Source organism: Hyalangium versicolor (assembly GCF_020103695.1).
In the GTDB taxonomy this organism is placed as follows: Bacteria; Myxococcota; Myxococcia; order Myxococcales; family Myxococcaceae; genus Hyalangium; species Hyalangium versicolor.
In genome coordinates, this window is the sequence record NZ_JAHXBF010000015.1 from 216,296 (window position 1) to 237,574 (window position 21,279).

The 21,279-nt window shown below is 68.5% G+C and carries 16 protein-coding genes; 10 read left to right on the top strand and 6 right to left on the bottom strand.

Annotated features, from left to right (window positions below; genetic code table 11):
* Window positions 1-130: 130 nt before the first annotated feature.
* Complete coding sequence (locus KY501_RS29820; RefSeq protein ID WP_224366881.1) at window positions 131-1,051, bottom strand: bifunctional riboflavin kinase/FAD synthetase; 921 nt, start codon at window positions 1,049-1,051, stop codon at window positions 131-133.
* 79 nt (window positions 1,052-1,130) lie between these two features.
* On the opposite strand from KY501_RS29820, the gene trmB reads away from it, so the two are divergent.
* The 8 genes from trmB (at window position 1,131) to KY501_RS29860 (ending at window position 10,962) form a co-directional block, all read left to right on the top strand.
* Window positions 1,131-1,751, top strand: a complete 621-nt coding sequence (gene trmB / locus KY501_RS29825) for a tRNA (guanine(46)-N(7))-methyltransferase TrmB (protein ID WP_224366883.1) — start codon at window positions 1,131-1,133, stop codon at window positions 1,749-1,751.
* 97 nt (window positions 1,752-1,848) lie between these two features.
* Window positions 1,849-2,895 (top strand): diguanylate cyclase, encoded by a 1,047-nt coding sequence (locus KY501_RS29830; protein ID WP_255636974.1) that lies wholly within the window; start codon window positions 1,849-1,851, stop codon window positions 2,893-2,895.
* 48 nt (window positions 2,896-2,943) lie between these two features.
* Complete coding sequence (locus KY501_RS29835) at window positions 2,944-3,348, top strand: hypothetical protein (protein WP_224366886.1); 405 nt, start codon at window positions 2,944-2,946, stop codon at window positions 3,346-3,348.
* Window positions 3,349-3,613: 265 nt separating this feature from the next.
* Window positions 3,614-4,588, top strand: coding sequence for a hypothetical protein (locus KY501_RS29840; protein WP_224366888.1), 975 nt, complete (start codon window positions 3,614-3,616; stop codon window positions 4,586-4,588).
* An 8-nt stretch (window positions 4,589-4,596) separates the two neighbouring features.
* Window positions 4,597-4,998: a cupredoxin domain-containing protein gene (locus KY501_RS29845; protein ID WP_224366890.1), complete on the top strand. Its 402-nt coding sequence runs from the start codon at window positions 4,597-4,599 to the stop codon at window positions 4,996-4,998.
* Window positions 4,999-5,041: 43 nt separating this feature from the next.
* Entirely contained in the window at window positions 5,042-7,990 is a 2,949-nt protein-coding gene (locus KY501_RS29850) for a helicase C-terminal domain-containing protein (RefSeq protein ID WP_224366891.1), read from the top strand.
* A 262-nt stretch (window positions 7,991-8,252) separates the two neighbouring features.
* On the top strand, window positions 8,253-9,716 hold the full coding sequence (locus tag KY501_RS29855; protein ID WP_224366893.1) for a type I restriction-modification system subunit M: 1,464 nt from the start codon (window positions 8,253-8,255) through the stop codon (window positions 9,714-9,716).
* On the top strand, window positions 9,706-10,962 hold the full coding sequence (locus tag KY501_RS29860; protein WP_224366895.1) for a restriction endonuclease subunit S: 1,257 nt from the start codon (window positions 9,706-9,708) through the stop codon (window positions 10,960-10,962). The genes KY501_RS29855 and KY501_RS29860 overlap by 11 nt, the downstream gene beginning before the upstream one ends.
* Before the next feature lie 27 nt (window positions 10,963-10,989).
* Here the strand turns inward: KY501_RS29860 and KY501_RS29865 are convergent, their stop codons facing one another.
* The 5 genes from KY501_RS29865 to KY501_RS29885 all read right to left on the bottom strand — a co-directional run bounded on the left by KY501_RS29865 (window position 10,990) and on the right by KY501_RS29885 (window position 17,766).
* Complete coding sequence (locus tag KY501_RS29865; RefSeq protein WP_224366897.1) at window positions 10,990-13,440, bottom strand: PAS domain-containing protein; 2,451 nt, start codon at window positions 13,438-13,440, stop codon at window positions 10,990-10,992.
* Between the two features lie 12 nt (window positions 13,441-13,452).
* The gene (locus KY501_RS29870) at window positions 13,453-13,890 is read right to left on the bottom strand and encodes a response regulator (RefSeq protein ID WP_224366899.1); all 438 of its coding nucleotides are present in this window, start codon (window positions 13,888-13,890) and stop codon (window positions 13,453-13,455) included.
* Window positions 13,891-13,898: 8 nt separating this feature from the next.
* Window positions 13,899-16,187, bottom strand: coding sequence for an ATP-binding protein (locus tag KY501_RS29875; protein WP_224366901.1), 2,289 nt, complete (start codon window positions 16,185-16,187; stop codon window positions 13,899-13,901).
* 107 nt (window positions 16,188-16,294) lie between these two features.
* Complete coding sequence (locus KY501_RS29880) at window positions 16,295-17,038, bottom strand: signal protein (RefSeq protein WP_224366903.1); 744 nt, start codon at window positions 17,036-17,038, stop codon at window positions 16,295-16,297.
* A complete protein-coding gene (locus KY501_RS29885) occupies window positions 17,035-17,766 on the bottom strand; it encodes a HEAT repeat domain-containing protein (protein WP_224366904.1) in 732 nt (243 codons plus the stop codon). Before KY501_RS29885 ends, KY501_RS29880 begins: the two co-directional genes overlap by 4 nt.
* 177 nt (window positions 17,767-17,943) lie before the next feature.
* On the opposite strand from KY501_RS29885, the gene alaS reads away from it, so the two are divergent.
* Both alaS and KY501_RS29895 read left to right on the top strand, forming a co-directional pair.
* Entirely contained in the window at window positions 17,944-20,634 is a 2,691-nt protein-coding gene (gene alaS / locus KY501_RS29890; RefSeq protein WP_224366906.1) for an alanine--tRNA ligase, read from the top strand.
* Window positions 20,631-21,269 carry a hypothetical protein gene (locus tag KY501_RS29895; RefSeq protein ID WP_224366907.1) on the top strand — a complete coding sequence of 213 codons (639 nt, stop codon included), beginning with the start codon at window positions 20,631-20,633 and terminating at the stop codon, window positions 21,267-21,269. The genes alaS and KY501_RS29895 overlap by 4 nt, the downstream gene beginning before the upstream one ends.
* Window positions 21,270-21,279 lie beyond the last annotated feature (10 nt).

A 21,279-nucleotide genomic window follows, 5' to 3' on the forward strand; every position in this document is an offset into this window, starting at 1 on the left:
GTGGAACGAACCTGTTGTCAGAATCCGCTCTGGATTAGAGAGAACCCACGCACGTACTGTCAAGGTAAGTGCCAGAAGCTTCCAGAAGCGCCAAACCATTGAACCGACACGGGAAACCCCGTGAAAACCTTCAGACGTCCGCCCGGGCGATGACCGTGCGAGCAGCCTCGACGTCCCTCTTGATCTGGCCGGCGAGCTCCGTCACCGAACCGAAACGCTGCTCGGCACGCAGCCGATCCAGGAACTGCACCCGCAATTCCTTGCCATAGAGATCACCCTGGAAGTCCAGCAGGTGGGCCTCGATGGTGACCACGGAGCCCCCAAAGGTAGGCTTCACGCCGATGTTGGCCACCGCCGGGTGCCAGACAGACGTATTGTCCGAGATCCGCACGCGCAAGGCATAGACACCCGGAGCCGGGCGCAGCTCGTTCTGTGTGTCCACGTTGGCGGTGGGGAAGCCGATGCCCCGCCCCCGGCCCGCGCCCGGCACCACCGTGCCGTCCAGATCAAAGGGCCGCCCCAGCAGCTTGTGCGCCGCCGCCACGCGGCCCTCGAGGATGTACTCGCGCACCTTGCTGGAGGAGGCCACCAGGCCGTCCACGGTCACCGGCTGCACCACGTGAACCTGGGCTCCACGCTGGCCCGCGGCCTCGCGCAGGGTGGCCACCGTGCCGGCACGCGCCGCGCCATAGGTGAAGTCGCTGCCCACCACCACGTGCTTCACGCCCATCACGTCCAGCAGGGACTCCTCGAAGGCCGAGGACGGAGTGCGCGCGTACTCGCGGTTGAAGGGCTGCACCACCGCCGCGGCCAGGCCATACGCCTCGAAGAGCTCCAGCTTGCGCGGCAGCAGGGTGATGAGCTTGGGCGCCAACTCCGGCTGGAGCACCTTGCCCGGGTGGGGATGGAAGGTGAGCGCGGCGGCTGGCCCGTGCCGGCGGGCCTCGGCGAAGAGGGCCTGGTGGCCCACGTGAACTCCGTCGAAGTTGCCCAGCGCGATGGCCCCGCCCGCCAGCTCCCGCGCCTCCTGTACCGATTGGAAGACCTTCATGGCCGTGGGTATACCTTCAACCCCGCGTTTTTGCCCTGTTCAAGCCACCCACCCTCGGGCATAGAGCGCGGCCCACGCCATGGCCCGTCCCCGCCTGCTGCCCGACCCTGTCGGCCTGAAGTTCGTCAACCTCGAAGCCCCTCCGGACTGGGACGCGGAGTTCGGTTTCTCCGGCCCCCTGGAGCTGGAGATCGGCTCCGGCGCCGGCGGCCACGCCCTCGAGTACTGCCGCCGCAACCCCCAGGTCCGCTTCGTCGCCTTCGAGTGGCGCAAGAAGTACGCCCGCGACACCCAGTCCCGCGGTGAGAAGATGGGGCTGAAGAACCTGCGCGTCATCGAGGCCGACGCGCGCGCGGTGGTCCCTCGCATCTTCGCCTCGGGCTCGCTGGCCGCCGTCCACCTCCAGTTCCCGGACCCCTGGTGGAAGCGCGCCCACTTCAAGCGCGCCATCATCCAGCCCGAGTTCGCGAGTCTCCTTCTGGACAGACTGGTCCCCGGCGGCCGGTTCGACATGCGCACGGATGTGGAGGACCGCGCCCACGGCATGCTGGCCGTGCTGGAGGAGGCCGGCTTCATCAACCCGCTCGGCCAGGGGGCCTTCCATCCCTATGAGCCCGAGGAGGTCCCCTCGACGCGCGAGCGCCGTTACCTCCAAAGTGGGGAGCCTGTCTACCGGGGTCGGCTCGTCAAGCCTGGTTGAAAAATCACCAAGGGAGCGACTTGGCATCCCCCTCTTACCTAGAGAGAATCTGGGAACGCCCGGGCGGCATAAGGGTTCTTCGGGGGTGGGATTGATGATGCCGGAGAGCAGTGCCAGCAAGAGACCCCTGGAGGGCAGCCGCCGAGCGGGGCCCGCAGGAGAATATTCGGACCGGACCGTGCTGATCGTCGACGACGATCCAGCGCACGTGCAGCACGTGCGGGAGGGCCTGGCCCCCCACGGCTACCGCTTCCGCGAGGCGCGGGATGGAGCGCAGGCGCTGTCCGCCATCCGCGAGCACCGGCCGGACCTCATCCTCATGGATGTGGAGATGCCCGGCCTGGGCGGGGTGGAGGTCTGCCGCATCATCAAGGCCAACTCGGGTGAGGGCGGCTTCGGCTTCATCCCGGTGATCCTGATGACGGCGCGGCAGGCGGCCGGAAAGGTGGAGGGGCTGGAGCTGGGCGCGGACGACTACCTGGTGAAGCCCTTCGACATGCTGGAGCTGGGCGCGCGGGTGAAGTCCATGCTGCGGCTCAAGGCCCTGCAGGACGCGCTCATCGAGAAGAACCGCGAGCTGGACCGGGCCAACAAGGAGCTGGCCCGCAAGCGCGAGGAGCTGCTGGCGCTCAGCCGCACGGACGCGCTCACCGGCCTGTCCAACCGCCGCTACTTCGAGGAGCGGCTGGAGGAGGAGTTCGCCCGAGCCCGGCGCTACCGCTCGCCGCTGTCGCTGGTGATGCTGGACATCGACTACTTCAAGCGCATCAACGACACCTTTGGCCACCCGTTCGGGGACGAGGTGCTCCGCTCGGTGGCCCAGGTGACTCGGGCGCGGTTGCGCGAGGTAGACCTGCTGGCCCGCTACGGCGGCGAGGAGCTCATCGCCCTGCTGCCCGAGACGAGCCCCTCGGACGCGCTCACCGCCTGCGAGCGGGTGCGCGAGGCCATCGAGGCCTTGCAGCTGGAGTACCAGGCTCTGGACGGCACGAAGCGGACGGTGCGCTGCACCGCGTCGCTGGGGGTGGCCACCATCCCCTCCTCTACCATCCAGACCTCCGCGGACCTGAAGCGCGCGGCCGACGAGTGCCTCTATGCGGCCAAAGGGGCAGGCCGCAATCGCGTTCGCCAGCATGAAGAGTGACTTCGAGACGCTTTGCGGAGAGCGCCCTTTGGCCTAAATCTCCACGCCATGCGCTCGTTTGCGATGCCGCTCCTCGTGCTGACCCTGCTTGCCCTCACGGGCTGCAAGCGCGCCGACACGCCTGTCAATGCCTACACCACCTTCCATGACCAGGTCCGCAAGGGCGAGTACAAGAAGGCCTATGCGGCCCTGTCCCAGGCCACCCGTGACGCCCTGGCGGCCCGGACACAGTCCCTCAAGGAGGCCTCGGGCGGCACGATGAAGGCAGAGCCCTATGACCTGCTCTTCGTGAATTCCGCCCCCCCGGCGGATGTTACGGAAGTTACGTTGGTCAAAGAGGAGGGGGACGTGGCAACCGTGCGCGTGCTCTCTTCGGGGCAGCCGCACGAGGTGAAGCTGGTCCGCGAGCCCTCCGGATGGAAGATTGACCTATCAGAATCTCTCAAGCCATGAGCCCCTTGTGCTCCCCCAAGGCGTGGCTATCAGGTAGCGTAAGACCGTGAACGATCGGAAACCACGGCGGGTGGCTCCCGCAGTCGAAGTCATCCGGCGCCCCGCAGCGACGACGCCGGGTAGCGTGTCCCCCACGCAGGCCCCGTCCCCGAGTCCCAGCCCGACTCCCACCCCAAGGCCCACGGCGGCCCCCACCCCAAGACCTCCCGCCGCCAGCGCCCCGGTCCCTGCTCCCACTCCCCGGCCTCCGTCTCCGAGCGCGCCCGTGCCCACGGCCCGGCCCGCTCCCAGCGCCGCCGCGCCCGTGCCCACGGCCCGGCCCGCTCCCACGCCGGGAGCTCCCGCACCGAGTCCTCGGCCCATGGGTTCCGGGCCCCGGCCCTCGGGTGGAGGCTATCGGCCCTCGGGCGGCGCAGGTGGCTTCTCGTCGCGCCCCATGGGTGGACGGCCGCCACCGCGAGGCGCTCCCCGCCCGCCGCCGACTCCCGAGCAGATCCTGGCGCTGGCCACGAAGGAGCACGTCCCCGCGCGCATCGCCAAGGGTGAGCTCGAAGGGAAGATGAAGTGCCGCATCTGGCGCAAGCTGCACGCCGAGGAGGCCAAGCGCTTCGATCAGGTGTACGAGCTGATGGGCCAGAACGCGGGCCTGTCGCTCGGGGATGCGTTCGGCGTGCTCCAGAGCGGGATGACCGTCGCCGAGTTCATGGCGCGCAAGGAGCGCACCCAGCGCAAGGCGGCCATCAAGCAGGCGCGCGGCGAGGTGGACAACGCCGCAGTGGCCGATTTCCTCGCCAGCCTGGTGACGGCGAAGACGGAAGTCGCCGTGGTGTTGGCCGAGCGCACGGTGCTCGACACGCTGCTGACCGAGGAGCCGATCGCCTTCTCGTTCGAGCGCACCGGGCGGCTGGAGAAGCTCCAGGTCGTGCTGCTGGCCCGCAGGTCGGACTGGGACAAGTTGCTGCCCACCCTGGAGCGGGACCAGAAGCTCACCCAGAAGCCCGCCAGCGTGGCCCGGCAGCCGGACAAGCGCCCGTTCTCCGACCCGAGGCCCTTCCTGCCTCAAGTGGGCCAGACCGTGCGCCTGGTGCTGCGCAACGGCATCACCTTGAAGATGCCGCTGCAGAAGGCGGGGCGGTTCGACCTGCTCCTGGGTGAGCCCGGGAGCGAGGTCTTCGTCCCGCTGCACGCCATCCTCCGCTTCGAGGCCCAGACCCCGGCGGAGCCGGCCCCCGAGCCTTAAGGAACCGCATGCGTTTCTTCTCGAAGATGATCAAGCCGCTGCTGGCGCTGGCGCTGGCCGGCGCGTGCCTCGCGCATCAGGGGTGCTCGAAGGAGCAGAAGTCCGAACAGGCTCCCGCGCAGGCGCGCAAGCCCGGAGAGGGCCCGCGCGTCATCACCCTGAGCGTGACGGAGAAGGGCTATGAGCCCACCCCCATCACCCTCACGAAGGACGAGCCGGTGAAGCTCGTGGTCACCCGGACCACGGACCACACCTGCGCCAACGACCTGGTGATGAAGGACTACAACATCAACGCCCCCCTGCCCCTCAACCAGCCCGTGGAAATCGCGTTCACCCCGACCAAGACGGGGACGCTGACGTACGGTTGCGCGATGGGGCAGATGATCAGCGGCACGTTCATGGTGGAGTGAGGCTCGGCCCTACGCCGGAAGGCGGTTAGGCTGGGCCCTACCCATGGGTGGTGCTGCGGAACTCTTCACTCGGCATGTCTTCCTGGACCTCGAGACGACGGGGCTCGACCCTCGTACGGACGAGGTCATCGAGCTGGGTGCGCTCTTCTTCGAGAACGGCCAGGAGGTGCACCGCATCGCCCGGCTGTACTCGGCGTCGCGGCCCCTGCCCATCACCATCCGCCGGCTGACGGGCATCGACGATGGGATGCTTGCCGGCAAGCCTCGCTTCGGCAGCGACATGGCGGAGCTGCGCGAGGCGCTCTCGGGCTGGACGGTGGTGGCCCACAACGCCCCGTTCGAGAAGGGCTTCCTCCCGGAGCTGCTGGGCCCCATCCGCGCTCCGGTGCTCGACTCGTGCGAGTTGCTGCACTACCTGCACCCGGAGCTGTCCAGCCACTCGCTGGAGGCGATGCTGCGGTGGGCGGGGCAGAAGCCTCGCACGGCGCACCGGGTGGTGACGGACTGTCTGGCCACGCACGCCGTGCTGATGCATGCGATGGACGGCTACATCCGCGACGGCCGCGCGGACGACGTGGCGGATCTGCTGACGGTCCTGGATCCCCGCCCGCGCGCGGCGCTGAGGATCGCCCAGGCCGAGGCAGGTGAGGCGGAGCTGGACAGCGCCTTCGAGGAGCGCCCCCTGGTGGCGATGCTGTCCCGGCTCAGGGAGGCCTGCCGGGCCACACCGATGCCCCTGAAGCTGGAGACGACTGGAGGCTTCCTACAGGGCCGACCCGAGCGCATGCGGGCGGGGGGGGCCAAGGCTCCGCCCGAACCCGAGCCCGGCACTCCGGTGCAGCCCGTGAAGGCCGGGGAGGTGGCGGCGCTGCTCGGTCCCGGCGGAGCCCTGGAGCGGATGGAGGAAGGCGGCTTCAAGAGCCGGCCCGCGCAGCTCGAGATGTCCCAAGCAGTAGCGCGCACGCTCTCCGAGGGCGGACAGCTCGCGGTGGAGGCGAGCACGGGCACGGGCAAGTCCCTGGCCTACCTGGCTCCGTCGGCGCTGTTCGCGGCGCGCAACGGGCGCAAGGTGGCGGTGGCGCCCCACACCAAGACGCTCCAGGACCAGCTCATCGAGAAGGACCTGCCGCGGCTGCACCGCGCCACCGGGGGAGCCTTCGGCTACGCGCTGCTCAAGGGCCAGACGAACTACCTGTGCCGCCGCCGCGCGCTGGATGCCACGCTGGTGGAGCCGGGGATGAGGCACGAGGCCCGCGCCCCTCGCGCATACCTGCGCGCCTTCCTGCGCCGCAGCCCGGACGGGGACCTGGACCGGCTGAGCCACTGGTTCCGCGAGCGCTTCCCCATCCTCAACTCGCTGGTGCCGGCAGTGCGCTCGGAGGCGTCGACCACGCTGGGCGAGCGCTGCCCCCACTACCACCGCTGCTACTACCACTCGGCGGTGGCGCAGGCGCGGGCGGCGGACGTGCTCGTCATCAACCAGTCGCTGGCCTTCGCCTGGCCACCGCGCTACCCCAAGCTGGACCACCTGGTGCTGGACGAGGCCCACGAAGTAGAGGACGTGGCCACCACCGCCCTCGCCCTGGAGCTCTCGGACGGCGCCTTCTTCCGTCTCACCGAGCGGTTGCATGGCCGGGACGGAAGGCGCGGCCTGTTCGCCGAGCTGCGAAAGGCCCTCGCGAGCACGCGGCGGGCCGAGGGGCGCACGCTGATGAGCGAGGTGGAGTCCTCGCTCAGTGCCCTGCTCTCCGCCGCCCGGAGCCTGGGCGAGCGCGTGACGGACCTGTGCGAGCCCGCGGCGGCTCCCAACGAGGACTCGGACGACGCGGCCTATGCCCCCGAGCTGCGGGTGACGGAACAGGTGCGGGCCTCTCCCGCCTGGGCGCCCGTGCGCGAAGGCATCCAGGACGTGCTCGGGGCGCTGCGAGAGCTGCACAAGCTCCTCTCGGTACGCATCCTGGAGTTCCTGCCGGAGCTCGCCGCCCGGCAGCCGGTGCTGGAGCGGGAGCTGTCCGGCGCGGTGTCCGAGCTGGCGGACCTGACGGCGCTGGCCGAGGAGCTCTCGGGCGAGCCATCCCAGGGGCGGTGCTACGCGGCCACGGCCGAACCCAAACGCCAGCGGTGGAGCGTGGGAGCCCAGCCGGTGGACGTCTCGGCGTACGTGTCGAAGGACTTCGCGGCGCAGAAGCGGGCGTTGGTGCTCACCTCGGCGACGCTGAGCACGGGCCAGGAGAACCCTTTCGTCCTGCGGCGCCTGGGGCTCAACGGGCGAAGCGATACACCCGCTCCCCGGATGCTGCGAGCCCCCTCCCCCTTCCGGCTGCGCGAGCAGGCGCTGGTGGTGCTCGTCACCGACGCACCCCGCGCCCACGAGGAGCCCTTCGTGGACTGGGCGGCCATGCGCATCTCCGGGCTGGCCCAGGCCATGGGCGGCCGACTCCTGGGACTGTTCGCCTCCACGCGGCGCATGGAGCTGGTGGCGCGCGAGGTCCAGACCCGGCTCGAGCCGCTGGGCATCGAGGTGCTGCGGCAGACGCGCGGCCACGGGCGCTCGCTGGTGGCGCGGCAGGAGCGAGATGCCGGCACGGTGCTGCTGGGGACGAAGAGCTTCTGGCAGGGAGTGGACATCCCCGGCCGCGGCGTGGGGTGTGTCTTCATCGACAAGCTGCCGTTGGAGCCGCCGAGCCGGCCGCTGGTGGCGGCCCGCGAGGAGGCTTTGACGCGAGGCGGCAGCGAATACCTGGGCTTCGTCCAGTACCGGTTACCCCGCGCCCTGCTGCTGCTGCGCCAGGGGGTGGGACGGCTCATCCGTTCACATGCGGACCGCGGCGTGGTGGTGATCGCCGACCCGGGCAACCCGAGCTACCGCGCCCAGCTCCTCGACGCGCTCGCAGGCTACCGGGTGGAGGCCCTGCCCTGGGCCCAGGCCCGGCTGAAGCTCCATGCGGAGCTGCGCGCCATGGGACTCACGGTCGATCTGACGCGCCCCTGAGCGGAGCTGTCTCCCCGTGGAGATGTCTCAGAGTTTGGGAAACACGGCCTCTTCGAGATGTCGCACGTTCTCGCAATCACGCTGGCTCCTCCGCAATGAAACATATTCAATGTATTTGTTGCCCACGGACCAAGTGCATGCGAGTCATCCACCCCCAGTGATACATTCGTGATGCATTTCCCATGGGGGGAACGTGTCCAGGAAAGCAGCGCGTGGCGCGCGAAGTCAGCTTGAGGCCCGGGAGCCAAACATCCCTGGCGTCATGGAGCTGGTCAAGGAGCTCTGGCAGGCCGCCGTCATGCTCCGCGGCTCCATCGAGCCCTCGGAGTACAAGCGCTTCGTCCTGCCCATCATCTTCCTGCGCTTCCTCTCGCTGAGGTACGAGCACCGGCGTCCCGGAGCCTTCGCCGTCCCCGCCAGAGCCCGGTGGAGCACGCTGCTCGCGCACGCGGACCAGGAGGACATCAAGGTCCGCCTCGATGACGCCCTGGAGGCGCTGGAGAAGGCCTATCCCGACAGGCTGCGCGGCCTGCTGCCTCGCATCTATGCCGCGTCCAACATGGACCAGCGCAACGTGACGCAGTTGCTCCGCCTGTTCGCCCGCGATGCCTTCACACACGAACACGGGGGGGAGGATCTGCTCGGCCGCATCTACGAGTACTTCATCGGCGAGTTCGCCTCCTCCGAGGGGAAGCGCGGCGGCGAGTACTTCACCCCGGCCAGCATCGTGAGGCTGCTCGTCTCCATGCTGGAGCCGAGGCGGGGCATCGTCTACGACCCCTGCTGCGGCTCCGGCGGCATGTTCGTCCAGTCGGACCTCTTCGCCCAATCCAACCACCAGCTCATGTTCTTCGGCCAGGAGAGCAAGGAGTTCACCTACCGCCTCTGCCGGATGAACCTCTTCATCCACGGCCTCGATGGCGACATCCGCCTGGGCAACACCTACTTCGATGATCAGCACCCCAGGCTCAAGGCCGACTACATCCTGTCCAATCCCCCCTTCAACGATGGCTCGAAGGGACGCGATGGATGGGGCGCGGACAAGCTCTCCGCGAAGGACCCCCGCCTGAAGATCGCCGGGAAGCAGATGCCGCTCGCGCCCCGCAACGCGAACCCACTGTGGATGATGCACTTCCTGCATCACCTCAAGGAGGGCGGCTCGGCGGGCTTCGTGATGGCGGCCGGAGAGCTCTCCAACAACCACGCGGGGCGGATCGAGGTGAGGACGGCGCTCGTCGAGGGGGACTTCGTGGATTGCGTGGTGCAGCTCTCCTCGCAGCTCTTCGCCAACACGCAGATCCCCTGCACGCTGTGGTTCCTCTCGAAGGGGCGCGGGGGAGGACGCGGGAACCGGAAGCGGAAGGGAGAGATCCTCTTCATCGACGGCAGGGCGCTGGGAGAGATGATCCCGGGCTCGCGCCGGCAGCGGCAGCTCAGCGACGAGGACGTGGAGCGCATCTCGGCCGCCTACCGGGAGTTCCGCCGCACGGGCCATCCCGAGGAGGTGCCTGGCTTCGCCCGGGTGGCCCGCCTCGACGAGGTCCGAGCCCAGGGCTACACCCTCACCCCCGGGCGGTACGTGGGCTCCGCGGACGTGGACGAGGCCGAGGACTTCGAGGAGCAGTTGCCCCGGCTCGCGACCCAGTTGGAGCAGGATCTTGCCCTGTCCGCGAGCCTGGATGAGCGGCTCCGAGCGCTCGTCGAGGAGCTCCGCCGTGGGCATTGAGCGCAGGATCGCCACCCTCGGTGAGCTCTGTGAGTTCCGAGCGGGAGTCGCCTTCCCGATCCGCTTCCAGGGACGCACCCGGGGCGACTTCCCCTTCATCAAGGTCAGCGACCTGAACCGCCCCGGCAACGAGCTGTTCATCGCCCAGGCCGAGAACTGGGTGGATGCCGAGACAGCCTCCACCTTGAGGGCCCGGCCCGTCCCCGCCGCCTCGGTCATCTTCGCCAAGGTCGGCGAGGCCATCCGCCAGAACCGCAAGCGGCTGATCACGCGGCCCACGCTCCTGGACAACAACCTGATGGCGGCCATCCCCCGCCAGAGCGTGGATCCCCGGTTCCTCTACTACCTGCTGTGCACGCTCGACTTCGAGGAGCGCATCGAGGGCTCGGCCCTGCCCTACCTCAAGGCCTCCGCCCTGGAGCAGGTGGAGGTCGAGCTGCCCCCGCTCCAGGACCAGCGGCGCATCGCCGAGATCCTCGGGACGATCGATGAGCGGCTCGAGCTCTCCCGACAGCTGAACCGCACCCTGGAAGCGCTGGCCTCCAAGCTGTTCCAGGCCTCGTTCGTCGAGTTCTACCCCGTGATGGCGAAGTCCGAGGGGCGCAGGCCCGTGGGCCTGAGCGAGGGCATCGCGGCGCGGTTCCCGAGCGAGTTCGTCCTCACGCAGGAAGGTCCCCTGCCCAAGGGCTGGCGGTGGGGGACGCTGGGGGATGTGGCGCGGCAGGTCCGGGAGAGGACTTCCCCGGAGGAGCTCGAGCACTCCACGCCCTACATCGGCCTGGAGCACATGCCGCCGAAGTCGATCGCCCTGGCGCACTGGGGCACCGCCGCGCAGGTGCAGAGCCAGAAGTCCCGCTTCCGCAAGGGACACCTGCTGTTCGGCAAGCTGCGCCCCTACTTCCACAAGGTGGGGCTGGCCCCCGTGGATGGCGTCTGTTCCACGGACATCGTCGTGGTCGAGCCCGCGCGCAAGGCCCTGCTCAGCTTCGTGCTGGGACACCTCTCCAGCGTCGAGTTCGTCAACTTCGCGGATGCCGGCTCGGACGGAACCCGGATGCCTCGGACGAGCTGGGAGCACATGTCTCGCTACCCCATCGCCCTCCCTGATGGGCCGTGCGTCGAGGCGTTCGACCAGTTCACCCGGCCCCTCTTCGACAAGCTGCTCGCCAACATCCATGCGGCCCGGACCCTGCACGAGCTGAGGGATCTGCTCCTGCCCTGGCTCTTCTCGGGCGAATCGGTCTGACGCACGGGCCTCGCCGAGGCGGTGCGCTCAGAGACCGGAGCCCAGGCGCTGCTTCACATGCCGTGGCAGACGCACCCGGAACAGCGTGCCCTCACCCTCATGTGAACTCACGGCGATGGTGCCCTGGTGGGCCTCCACGATGTGCTTCACGATGTAGAGCCCCAGGCCCACGCTCCGACCGGACTTGTCCTCCAGGGAGGTGGCGCGCTGCAACGGCTCGAAGAGGTGGGGGATCCGCTCGGCGGGAATCGGCGCTCCGTGGTTGTGGACCGTCAGCTCCACGCACGGGCCATCCGAGAGCAGGCGGACCTCGATGCCCGTGGCCTCAGGGCTGTACTTCACCGCGTTCTGCACCAGGTTGGTGATGACCTGGGCCAGCCGGTCCCCATCCCATACGCCCGTCGTATCCCCCACTGACTCGAAGGAGAGCTGGCGGTGCGGGAAGGCCTGGCGCACCTCCTCCAGCACCGGGACGATGACCTCGCGCGCATCCAGCTCGCGCACCTGCAGGGGAATTCCGCCTCCCAGCCGCGCCTGGGTGAAGTCAAGCAGGTCGCGGATCATCCGGCTGGCGCGCTCGGCGGAGGACTGGATGCGCGTCATCATCTTGAGGGTGCGCGCATCCAGGCCGCCCTGACGCACGGCCATCGCCGACTGCATGAGGATGGCCGCCAGCGGGTTCTTCAAGTCATGGCTGACGATGCCGACGAGCTGCTGCTCGAAGTCCGCGCGCTGCTTCTCGGCCTCCCGCTGGCGCATCAGGCCGATCTCGAAGGACTTGCGCTCGGTGATGTCGTAGCAGACGCCCACCAGCCGCTTCGAGTGCCCTTGTGTGTCGCGGACCATGCGGCCCCGGCTCACCACCCACCGGACGCCCCCGTCGAGAGGCAGGACGCGATACTCCAGCTCGTACTCCGTCTGGGTGTCCGACGCGATGAAGCCCTGAAGGGCAGCCAGCGCCCTGGCCAGATCCTCCGGGTGCACATGCGTGCCCAGCATCTCGGCGCGCAGAGGCCCCTCCGGAGCCAGCCCCAGCAGCGCCCTGCCGACCTCGTCCATGTCCACGTGCCCGGAGCCGATCTCCCAGGTCCACGTGCCGAGCCGGGCCGCCTCCAGGGCCAGGCGCCGCTGGGACTCGCTCTCCTGGAGCGCCGCGTAGAGCCGGGAGCGCTCGGCCTCCGCGCGGCGCTCCTCGGTGACGTCCCAGTTGGCGCCGATCCATTCGCGCACGTTCCCATCCGGGCCTCGCACGGGGACCGCATGCGAGAGGTGGCTGCGCCAGTTCCCATCCTGCGCGCGGACGCGGAACTCACTCCGGAACATCTGCTCGGACTGGACCGCCTCGCGCCAATGGCCCAGGGTGGCCTCCCGATCCTCCGGATGAAGGGCCTCCATCCACCGGACCCCCACCGACTGCTCGAACGGTATGCCTGTCCGCGTGCCCTGGACCGCGATGTTGGCCCCCCCTTGCCCCAAGGCGTCCGCGCGCCACACCACGGGAGACGAAGCCAGGATGAGCGCGCGGAAGCGCTCCTCTTCCAAGCGGGCCGCATCCCGTGCGGTGCGCGCCGCCTCGTACAGCTGCGCGCGCTCCAGCGCCTGGGCGCACTGGCGGGTGAGGACGAGGAGGAAGTCCTGCTCCTCTTCATCGAAGGCGTGAGATTCGGAGAAGTAGACGACGACGGCGCCCAGCCGGTTGTCGCCCACGCGCAAGGGAACGGCGGCCAGCGCCGGGAACCGCAGGATGGCATCCTTCAGAACCGGGTAGCGAGCGGACAGCTCCTCCCGGCTGCCGCAGGCGACGAGCGCTCCGGTGCGCGCGGCATCCGTGATGGGCAACGAGGAGCTGAGCAGGATGCGCCGCCACTTGCGGACGGTGTCCTCGTCGAAGCCAGGGCTGGCATCCAGTTCGAGATGGGTCCCGTCCTCGGAGAGGAGGGCCAGGAAGCCCGCCGCGGCGCCCAGCATGTCCATCGCATGCTGCAGGAAGACGTCCACCACCTGCCGCGGCGTGCGCGCGCGAGACAGCTCCGCCGTCACCTGTTGCAGCCGGGCGGTGCGCCGGGCCGTCTTCTCCACCCTGCGCTGGAGCCGCTCCTTGGTGATGGCATTGGTGATGGCCCGGCTGAGAGACGAGGCGGTGATGTCGTCCTTGAAGAGGAAGTCGGTGGCCCCCGCCTCGAGCATCCGGCTCGCCACGTCCGAGCGCCCCGTGCTCGTCAGCGCGAGGACCGGGGTGCTCCAGCCCGGCAGGGCGTGCAGGGCCTTGAGCGTCTCCAGCCCATCCATGCGAGGCATGTGGTGGTCGAGCAGCACGGCGTCGAAGGAAGCGCGCCGGCAGGCCTCGACGCCGACATCCCCCGTGATCACCTCCTCGACGAGGTTCCGGTACTCGGTGTCCTGCTGGAGAAAGCGACGGAACGCATTGCGGTCCTCCGCGCTGTCGTCCACGATCAGGATGCGCCGCTGAGGCTTCATCGCCGGTACCCTCTACGCTTCACTCGAAGGCAGGACCGCGGCACCAAACCAATAGTCCAGCATCGCGTGCAGGTGGCGCTGCTGCTCGTCCACATCCATCAGCTTCACCTGGTAGGCGGCGGCGCCGTGCCGGTAGCAGAAGTCCACGTCCCTGGAGTTGCTGGAGGTGGAGAAGATGACGACGGGCACGGACTTGAACTCCTCGTTGGCCTTCAGCCGCTGGAGGAAGGAGCGGCCGTCCTCCCCCGGCAGGTTCAGGTCCAGGAGGATGAGGCACGGGAGCGGACTGGCCGCCGGGAGCTCGCCCTGCCCGCACAAGTAATCCCAGGCGCTCCGGGCCGTGGCGCAGTGCTGGACGGGCCGGGTGAACTGGAACTTGCGGAAGGCACGCTGGAGCGCCTCCACATCCTCCGGGCTGTCCTCGACGAGGAGAATCGGGCGCTGCTGCATGACGGGCGCTACTCCCTTCCGAGGGTGAAGTAGAACGTCGTCCCCTCGCCCTCACGAGAGGTGAGCCAGATCCGGCCGCCGTGACGCTCGATCACCTTCTTGACGATGGTGAGGCCGGCCCCCGTGCCTCCACCGAAGTCCGCCTGGGGATGCAGCCGCTTGAAGATGCGGAAGATCTCCTCCTTGGAGTTCTCGGGGATGCCAATGCCGTTGTCCTTCACATAGAAGCATTCCTTGAAGCCCTCGGCCTCCACCGGGAAGCCGGGCTCACCCTCGGCCACGTAGCCCACCTCCACCTTGCGCTCGGGCTTGTCATTGTACTTGAGCGCGTTGGACAGGAGGTTCGAGTACACCTCGATCAGGCCGGTGTGATCGGCGTGGACGGTGGGCAACGGCCGGGGGACCGACACCACCGCGCCCGTCTCCTTCAAGCGGGACTCCACGTTCTCCAGGGCCTCGTCCACCAGCGGGCCCAGCGGGAGCGGCTCGATGCGCAGGGGGCTCTTGCCCAGCCGGGAGAAGTGCAGGAGCGAGTCGATGAGCACCTGCATGCGCTTGCTCAGCCGGATCACCGTGGCCAGCTTCTGCCGCCCCGCATCGTCGAGCGTCTTCGCGTAGTCCTCCGTCAGGAAGGTGGCGTAGTTGTAGATGCCGCGCAGCGGCTCCTTGAGATCGTGGCTGGCCACGTAGGCGAAGGAGTCCAGGTCCTGGTTGCTGCGGAACAACTCCAGGTTGAGCCGGGAGATCTCCTCGCTGCGGCGGAAGACGATCTCCGTGAGGGACTCGCGCAGGCGCCGGGCGGCCTCCAGCTCCACGTCGACCCAGGGCAGCGAGCGGCCCTCAACGGTCTGCGACCACAGCTCGAAGGACTTGCGAGGGGTGAGCCGGTCTCCCATGGGACCGATCTCCACGGGCTTGTAGGGATCTCCCGCCCAGTTGACGGTCTGGATCGTCTCGGGCCGGAACCAGAGAACGTACTCGCCTCGGGGGCGGGAGATGGGCAGGGCCAGCAAGCCACAGGCGGCTTCCTTGAAGGCCTTCGCGTCCGGGTAGAGCGCCGGGAGCTGGTCCGTGGCGAAGATTTCGCTGCCCTGGGCCGTCTTCAACCACTCCACCAGGAGGCGTACCTGGAGCTCGCTCGGGGTATTGCCCAGGAGTCGGCATTCGCCCTCGGCCAGCACGGCCGCACCGCCACACTCCACGAACTCGCGCACCCCGGGCGTGCACCCGGTCAGCACGTCCACGAGGTGCTCCTGCCGGGCCACGTTCTGGACCATGCACCGGTGGACCTCGCCCATCCGCTCCCGGTACTTCGTCTCCTCGTGGCGGCCCTTGTCGACCACCTGCAGCGAGACGACGCGGGAGAGGAACTCGCACGCGGTGCGCACATCATACGGCACCTGGCGGGCGCTGTAGTGGTGGCACGCCACCAGCCCCCAGAGCTGATCGCCCGCCGAGATGGCCAGGGTGAGCGAAGCCCTCACGCCCATGTTGATGAGGTACTCCGTGTACATCTGCGAGGCGCCCCGCAGGAAGGCGAAGCTCATGTCCAACGGCTTGCCCGTGAGCGGGTTGAGCTCCGGCACCACCCGCGAGGGCGCGTACTGCGCGTCCGGCAGCATCCGCACCGTGTTGAGCAGGAAGAGCGCCCGCGCCTGCGAGGGGATGTCGCTCGCGGGGTAGTGCAGGTCCAGATAAGACGGCAGGCCCATGTCCCGGGCCATGTCCTCGGCGATGACGTGACCGCTCCAGTCCTTCTGGAACTTGTAGATCATCACCCGGTCGTAGCCGCTGACGCGCCGGATCTCCTCGGCCACCATCTGGCAGAACTCGCTCACCGTCCGGGCCGACTGGAAGCGCGCCACGCTGCGCTTCATCAGCTCGTAGAAGTCCGGCTGGCGCACAGGGCTCGTCCGCGTCGGCTCGAGCTCCATCAACAGCAGCCCGCCGTGCAGGTGGACGATGACGTGGAAGGGCCCGCTGCCCAGCACGTGCGCGGTGAAGAGGTAGAGCGGGTTGTCCTCCAGCCGCTCCGTCCGCAGAGCGCTGGAGAGGAAGTCCAACTGCTCCGAGCCCAGGAGGGCATCCATTCCCTTGCCCAGGACGGCCTGCGCGGGGACTCCCAGGTACTGGAGCGTGTTGTCGCTCGCCTGAAGGACGTTCAGAGTCGAGGGGTCCAGCGCCAACAGGACGCCGTGGGCCTGGATGTGCCCGGGAATGTGGATGGGTTCCCGATCACAGTTGGTGAGATCGATCTTCTGCCCGGGGGGCAGGGTGCCCTGAAAGGGGTCGTGCAAGGAGGTTCTCCCGGAGCCGATGCATGGCGGAGAGCCTTCCTATGTGCAGTCGACGCCCTCCTGACAACATGGAAAAAGCCCGGAATACGGAGAGCGTCTCGTATGCGTCACAGCCGGCCTTTGATTCGGGACTCCAGGCTGCGCAGGTCCTCCACCCAATCGCCCTTCACGCCCTCCTGCTGGGCGCGCTCGAGCGCATGCGAGAGCACCAGCACGTCATCCTCGTTCTGCTTGCGCAGCACGTGCATCATGCCGCGCGTGGCATCGAAAATATCTTTGAGCTCATCCGTTTCGCGCAGCCCATACGGGGGCGGGCGGATCTGCCCGGAGGCCACGTCCTTCACCATGCGGCGGATGCGCATCAGCGGCCCGGCCACGCGGTGGGTCAGCACGATGGTGGCCAGGGTGATGAGGACGAGGAAGCCTCCCAGCGTCCCCATGAACACCAGCCACATGTTGCGCTGGTGACGCACCAGCGCCTCCCGCTCCCCGACGATGGCGGCGCGCTCGGCCTCGTAGCGCTCGTCGATGGCCTTCGAGGTGGCCTGCAATTGCGCCACGAAGACCGGGTCTCCCATCTTCTGGATGAGCTCGTTGGACAGGGCGGTGTTGGACAGCTCCCGGCTGGCGTCCGCGGCGCGCGAGCGGGCCTCCAGCGAGTGGCCGGCCTCGTCCAGCAGCGCCCGGGTGTTCCGGTACAGGAACACGCCCAGCACCGCCGCCAGCACCAGCGTCACGGTGATGAGGTAGGCGGCGAACTTGAGCTGGAACTTCGGCTCGATGAGGAAGTTGCGCCACTGGCGCTTCTTGCTGCCATCCTGCTGCGAGGCTGGGGAGGAGACGGCTCTCATGTTTTCCACTCGAAGGTTTGCGCGACATCCTGGATGGCCTTGGGTACCAGCGCCTTGAGGAGATCCGCGGGAGCGGCTCCGGCAGCCTGCACGTCCACCTGACCGAGCAGCGCCAGATCCGGATAGCTGAGGCACAGGAGGGCGATGCGCAGCCCTCCGCTTTCCGTGGTCTGGATCTCCGCGCTGAGACGGTAGCCGGAGATACCGTACTTCTTGAGCACGCCCTGGGCGCTCTTCTTCGCCTCCTTGGCGGGCGCCAGCAGCGCCCCCGTCTGGATGAGCCGCCGCTTGAGGCGCTCCTCGGTGACCTTCACCAGCTCCGGCGACAGCCCACCGGTCTTGTCCTTCACGCCCGTGAAGTCCACGTAGATGCGAGGGGGGCGGGACTTGAAGTCCTCGAGTGCCTTGATGGCCTCGCGGACGGACACCAGCGTGGCGGCATCCGTCTCCTTGTGCTTCTTGAGGCAGTCCAGGCCCGAGGCCTCCTTGAGCGTGGCCAGCCCCTTGGCGGCGGCGGCGCGGACCAGCTCGCTGGCATCCTGCAGACCAGCGCACAGGGGTTGAACGGCCTCGGGTTCCTCGGTGGCGCCCAACACCAGGGCCGCCTGAGAGCGGGCACGGGGATCCTTGCCCTTCTCGAGCTGCTTCGTGAGGAAGGCTACGCGGGCATCCACCTGCGCCAGAGCAGGCAGGGCCAACAGCAGGAGCGCAACGGGCAGCAGCCGCATGGGGTGACCGAAGACTCTAGCGCATTGGGAGCACCTGCTGGAATGATCTCCCAGACTTCCCTACCCGGTGTCGCGGGGGCCCCGGCTCGGGGCTGACGCTCGACTGCCCCCCGGGGGGGCGCCTGGGCAGCAAGAACTCCTGCGAGGCGCCCTCTTGTGGCATATACCCACACCACCATGCCTTCCGCTCTGACTGCGTCTCAAATCCGCGAGGCGTTCCTCAAGTTCTTCGAGGAGCGCGGCCATCGCCGCATCGCCTCCTCGTCCCTCGTCCCCCAGAACGACCCGACCCTGCTCTTCACGAACGCAGGCATGGTGCAGTTCAAGGACGTGTTCACCGGCCGTGAGAAGCGCGACTATTCTCGCGCCACGACTTCGCAGAAGTGCGTGCGCGCCGGCGGCAAGCACAACGATCTCGACAACGTGGGCTACACCGCCCGGCACCACACGTTCTTCGAGATGCTGGGCAACTTCTCCTTCGGCGACTACTTCAAGGCGGACGCCATCGCGTACGGCTGGGAGTTCGTCACCAAGACGCTCGGGCTGGACACGAAGCGTCTGGCCGTCACCGTGTTCAACGGCGAGGGCGGCATCCCCTGGGATGAAGAGGCGTTCGAGCTGTGGGCCAGGCAGGGCGTGTCCCGCGACCGCATCTACAAGCTGGGGCTCAAGGACAACTTCTGGGCCATGGGCGACACCGGCCCGTGCGGCCCGTGCTCGGAGATCCACTACCACCAGGGCGATGACATCCCCTGTGCCGAGGTAGCCGCGGGCAAGGCGTGTCAAGGCGTGGCGTGCGACTGCGACCGGTGGCTGGAGATCTGGAACCTGGTGTTCATGCAGTTCGAGCGCAAGGAGAAGGACGCGCCGCTGATTCCTCTGCCCAAGCCGTCCATCGACACGGGCGCGGGCCTGGAGCGCATCGCCTCGGTCGTCCAGGGAAAGCGCTCCAATTACGACACGGACCTGTTCCAGGACATCCTCAAGAGGGTGAGCGAGCTGGTCGGCAAGCCGTACACGCAGGAGGACGGTGCCTCCATGCGCGTCATCGCGGACCACAGCCGCGCGGCCGCGTTCCTGATCTCCGACGGCGTGCAGCCCTCCAACGAGGGCCGCGGCTACGTGCTCCGCCGCATCATGCGCCGCGCCATCCGCCACGGCTCGCTGCTGGGGTTGGATGAACTGTTCTTCTTCAAGGTCGTGGACCGCGTCATCGAGCTGATGGGCGATGCCTACGCCGAGCTGCGCGAGAGCCGCACCTTCGTCCTCGAGGTCTCCCGCCACGAGGAGGAGAGCTTCCGGCGCACGCTCAACCGCGGCCTGAAGATGATCGACGAGGAGATCACTAAGCTGAAGGAGTCCGGCGGCAAGGTGCTCTCCGGCGAGGTGACGTTCTTCCTCCACGACACGCACGGCTTCCCGTGGGACCTGACCCAGATCATCGCCCGCGAGCGAGGGTTCGATGTCGACCTGAAGAAGTTCTGGGACATCATGAACACGCCGCGCGGCGCGGCCTCGGACAAGCCCATCGGCCCCGGCGCGGCGGTGGGCGCCGTCTACCTGAAGCTCATCGAGAAGCTGGGCGCCACCGAGTTCCTTGGCTACGAGGGCGAGGGCCACGAGGGCGAGGGCTCCGTGCGCGCCATCATCAAGGATGGCGCGGAGGTATCGCAGGCCACGGCGGGCGAGAAGGTGGAGCTGGTGCTGGACCGCACGCCCTTTTACGGCGAGTCCGGCGGCCAGATCGGTGACACGGGCCGCATCGTCGCCCATGGCGGCAAGGCGGAGGCGCAGGTGAGCGATGCCCAGCGCCCCGTGCAGGGCCTCATCGTCCACTCGGTGGAGGTGAAGCAGGGCACCCTCAAGGTCGGCGACATGGTTCAGGCGTCCGTGGACGGCGAGCGGCGCAAGGCCATCCGCGCGAACCACTCGGCGACGCACCTGATGCACCGGGCGCTCAAGATGGTCCTGGGCGAGCACGTGAAGCAGGCCGGCTCCGTGGTGGCGCCGGAGTACCTGCGCTTCGACTACTCGCACTTCGCGGTCCCCACCCCCGAGCAGCTCGATCAGGTGGAGGATCTCGTCAACGGCTGGATCCGCGAGAACGCCGAGTCCCAGACGCGCATCATGAAGCTGGACGAGGCCAAGAAGTCCGGCGCGGTCGCCATGTTCGGCGAGAAGTACGGTGAGACCGTGCGCGTCGTCACCGTCCACCCGCAGTCCACCGAGCTCTGCGGCGGTACCCACGTGCGGCGCAGCGGTGACATCGGCCTGTTCAAGATCATCAGCGAGGGCGGCATCGCCTCGGGCGTGCGCCGCGTCACCGCCGTCACCGGCATGGGCGCGCTCCAGTACCTGCGGGAGACGGAGCGCGAGCTGCGCAAGGCGGCCGACGTGCTCAAGACCACCCCCAAGGATCTGGTCAAGCGCGTGGAGGCCACCCAGAAGCGCGTGAAGGAGCTCGAGAAGAAGGTCGAGGAGGTCGCCGTGAAGGCCCAGTCGGCCTCCAGCAAGGACCTGCTCGACCAGGCTCGCGAGGTGAATGGCATCAAGGTGCTCGCCACCCGCGTGGACCCGGCCGACGACAAGGTCTACCGCGGGCTGGCCGACCAGCTGCGCGACCGGATCCGCTCGGGCGTCATCGCCATCGGCGGCGAAAAGGATGGCAAGGCGCTCATCCTCGTGGCCGCCACCAAGGACCTGGTCGCCAAGGGCATCAGCGCGGGTGACCTGGTGCGCGAGATGGCCAAGGAAGTGGGCGGCAAGGGCGGCGGCAAGGCGGACATGGCCCAGGCCGGCGGCCCCGATGCCACCAAGCTCCCCGCCGCGCTCGACAAGCTCTACGAGCTGGTGAAGGCCCGGGCATGAGTGGACGCCCCTCCGCCTCCTGGTTGCTCCTGGCCGCGGCCCTCGCGTGGGGTTGCGCGAAGGAAGAGCCTCGCCCGCAGGAGGACCGCACGATCGCCAAGCTGCGCGCCGAGGCGGACCGCGTGGGCAAGGGAGGGGCTCCCTCGGGGCCTCCATCCCAGCTCGCGCCTCCCCCGGAGGATCCCAACGCGAACCTCGCGGGGCTGGCCACGGCGGAAGAGGGTGCCTCCGACCACAAGCTTCGGCTTCCTGAGCCGAATGACACGAAGCACGTGGACACCGTGGCCGTGAAGCTCACGGGACTGACCTCCACGCACTCGGTCAAGGGAGCCAAGGTGAGCCTCACCACCGAGGAGCTCTTCCTCCGTGTCCAGATCATCGCCCAGAACGTGGGCTCGGCCCCGGCTCCGCTCGGGCTGGAGAAGACGCGGCTGGTGGACGGGGCGGGCAAGGAGTACCCGGTGGCTCGGGATGCCCAGATCGCCGCCGGGACTCGCGAGCTGGCCCATACCTGGGGACCTCAGGAGCGCGCGGATGTGGTGTTCTTCTTCGAAATTCCTCCCTCGGTCCTCGACTCCGGCCTGACGCTGGTGCTGCCAGCGACCAGCGGAGACGTCCGCCTCGCCCTTCGGTGAGCTCCCCGTG

Excerpts from the sequence above, each read along its gene's own strand:
- KY501_RS29820 (WP_224366881.1), bottom strand. The coding sequence starts at position 1,051 with ATGAAGGTCTTCCAATCGGTACAGGAGGCGCGGGAGCTGGCGGGCGGG.
- trmB (WP_224366883.1), top strand. The coding sequence starts at position 1,131 with ATGGCCCGTCCCCGCCTGCTGCCCGACCCTGTCGGCCTGAAGTTCGTC.
- KY501_RS29830 (WP_255636974.1), top strand. The coding sequence starts at position 1,849 with ATGCCGGAGAGCAGTGCCAGCAAGAGACCCCTGGAGGGCAGCCGCCGA.
- KY501_RS29835 (WP_224366886.1), top strand. The coding sequence starts at position 2,944 with ATGCGCTCGTTTGCGATGCCGCTCCTCGTGCTGACCCTGCTTGCCCTC.
- KY501_RS29845 (WP_224366890.1), top strand. The coding sequence starts at position 4,597 with ATGCGTTTCTTCTCGAAGATGATCAAGCCGCTGCTGGCGCTGGCGCTG.
- KY501_RS29850 (WP_224366891.1), top strand. The coding sequence starts at position 5,042 with ATGGGTGGTGCTGCGGAACTCTTCACTCGGCATGTCTTCCTGGACCTC.
- KY501_RS29855 (WP_224366893.1), top strand. The coding sequence starts at position 8,253 with ATGGAGCTGGTCAAGGAGCTCTGGCAGGCCGCCGTCATGCTCCGCGGC.
- KY501_RS29865 (WP_224366897.1), bottom strand. The coding sequence starts at position 13,440 with ATGAAGCCTCAGCGGCGCATCCTGATCGTGGACGACAGCGCGGAGGAC.
- KY501_RS29870 (WP_224366899.1), bottom strand. The coding sequence starts at position 13,890 with ATGCAGCAGCGCCCGATTCTCCTCGTCGAGGACAGCCCGGAGGATGTG.
- KY501_RS29880 (WP_224366903.1), bottom strand. The coding sequence starts at position 17,038 with ATGAGAGCCGTCTCCTCCCCAGCCTCGCAGCAGGATGGCAGCAAGAAG.
- KY501_RS29885 (WP_224366904.1), bottom strand. The coding sequence starts at position 17,766 with ATGCGGCTGCTGCCCGTTGCGCTCCTGCTGTTGGCCCTGCCTGCTCTG.
- alaS (WP_224366906.1), top strand. The coding sequence starts at position 17,944 with ATGCCTTCCGCTCTGACTGCGTCTCAAATCCGCGAGGCGTTCCTCAAG.
- KY501_RS29895 (WP_224366907.1), top strand. The coding sequence starts at position 20,631 with ATGAGTGGACGCCCCTCCGCCTCCTGGTTGCTCCTGGCCGCGGCCCTC.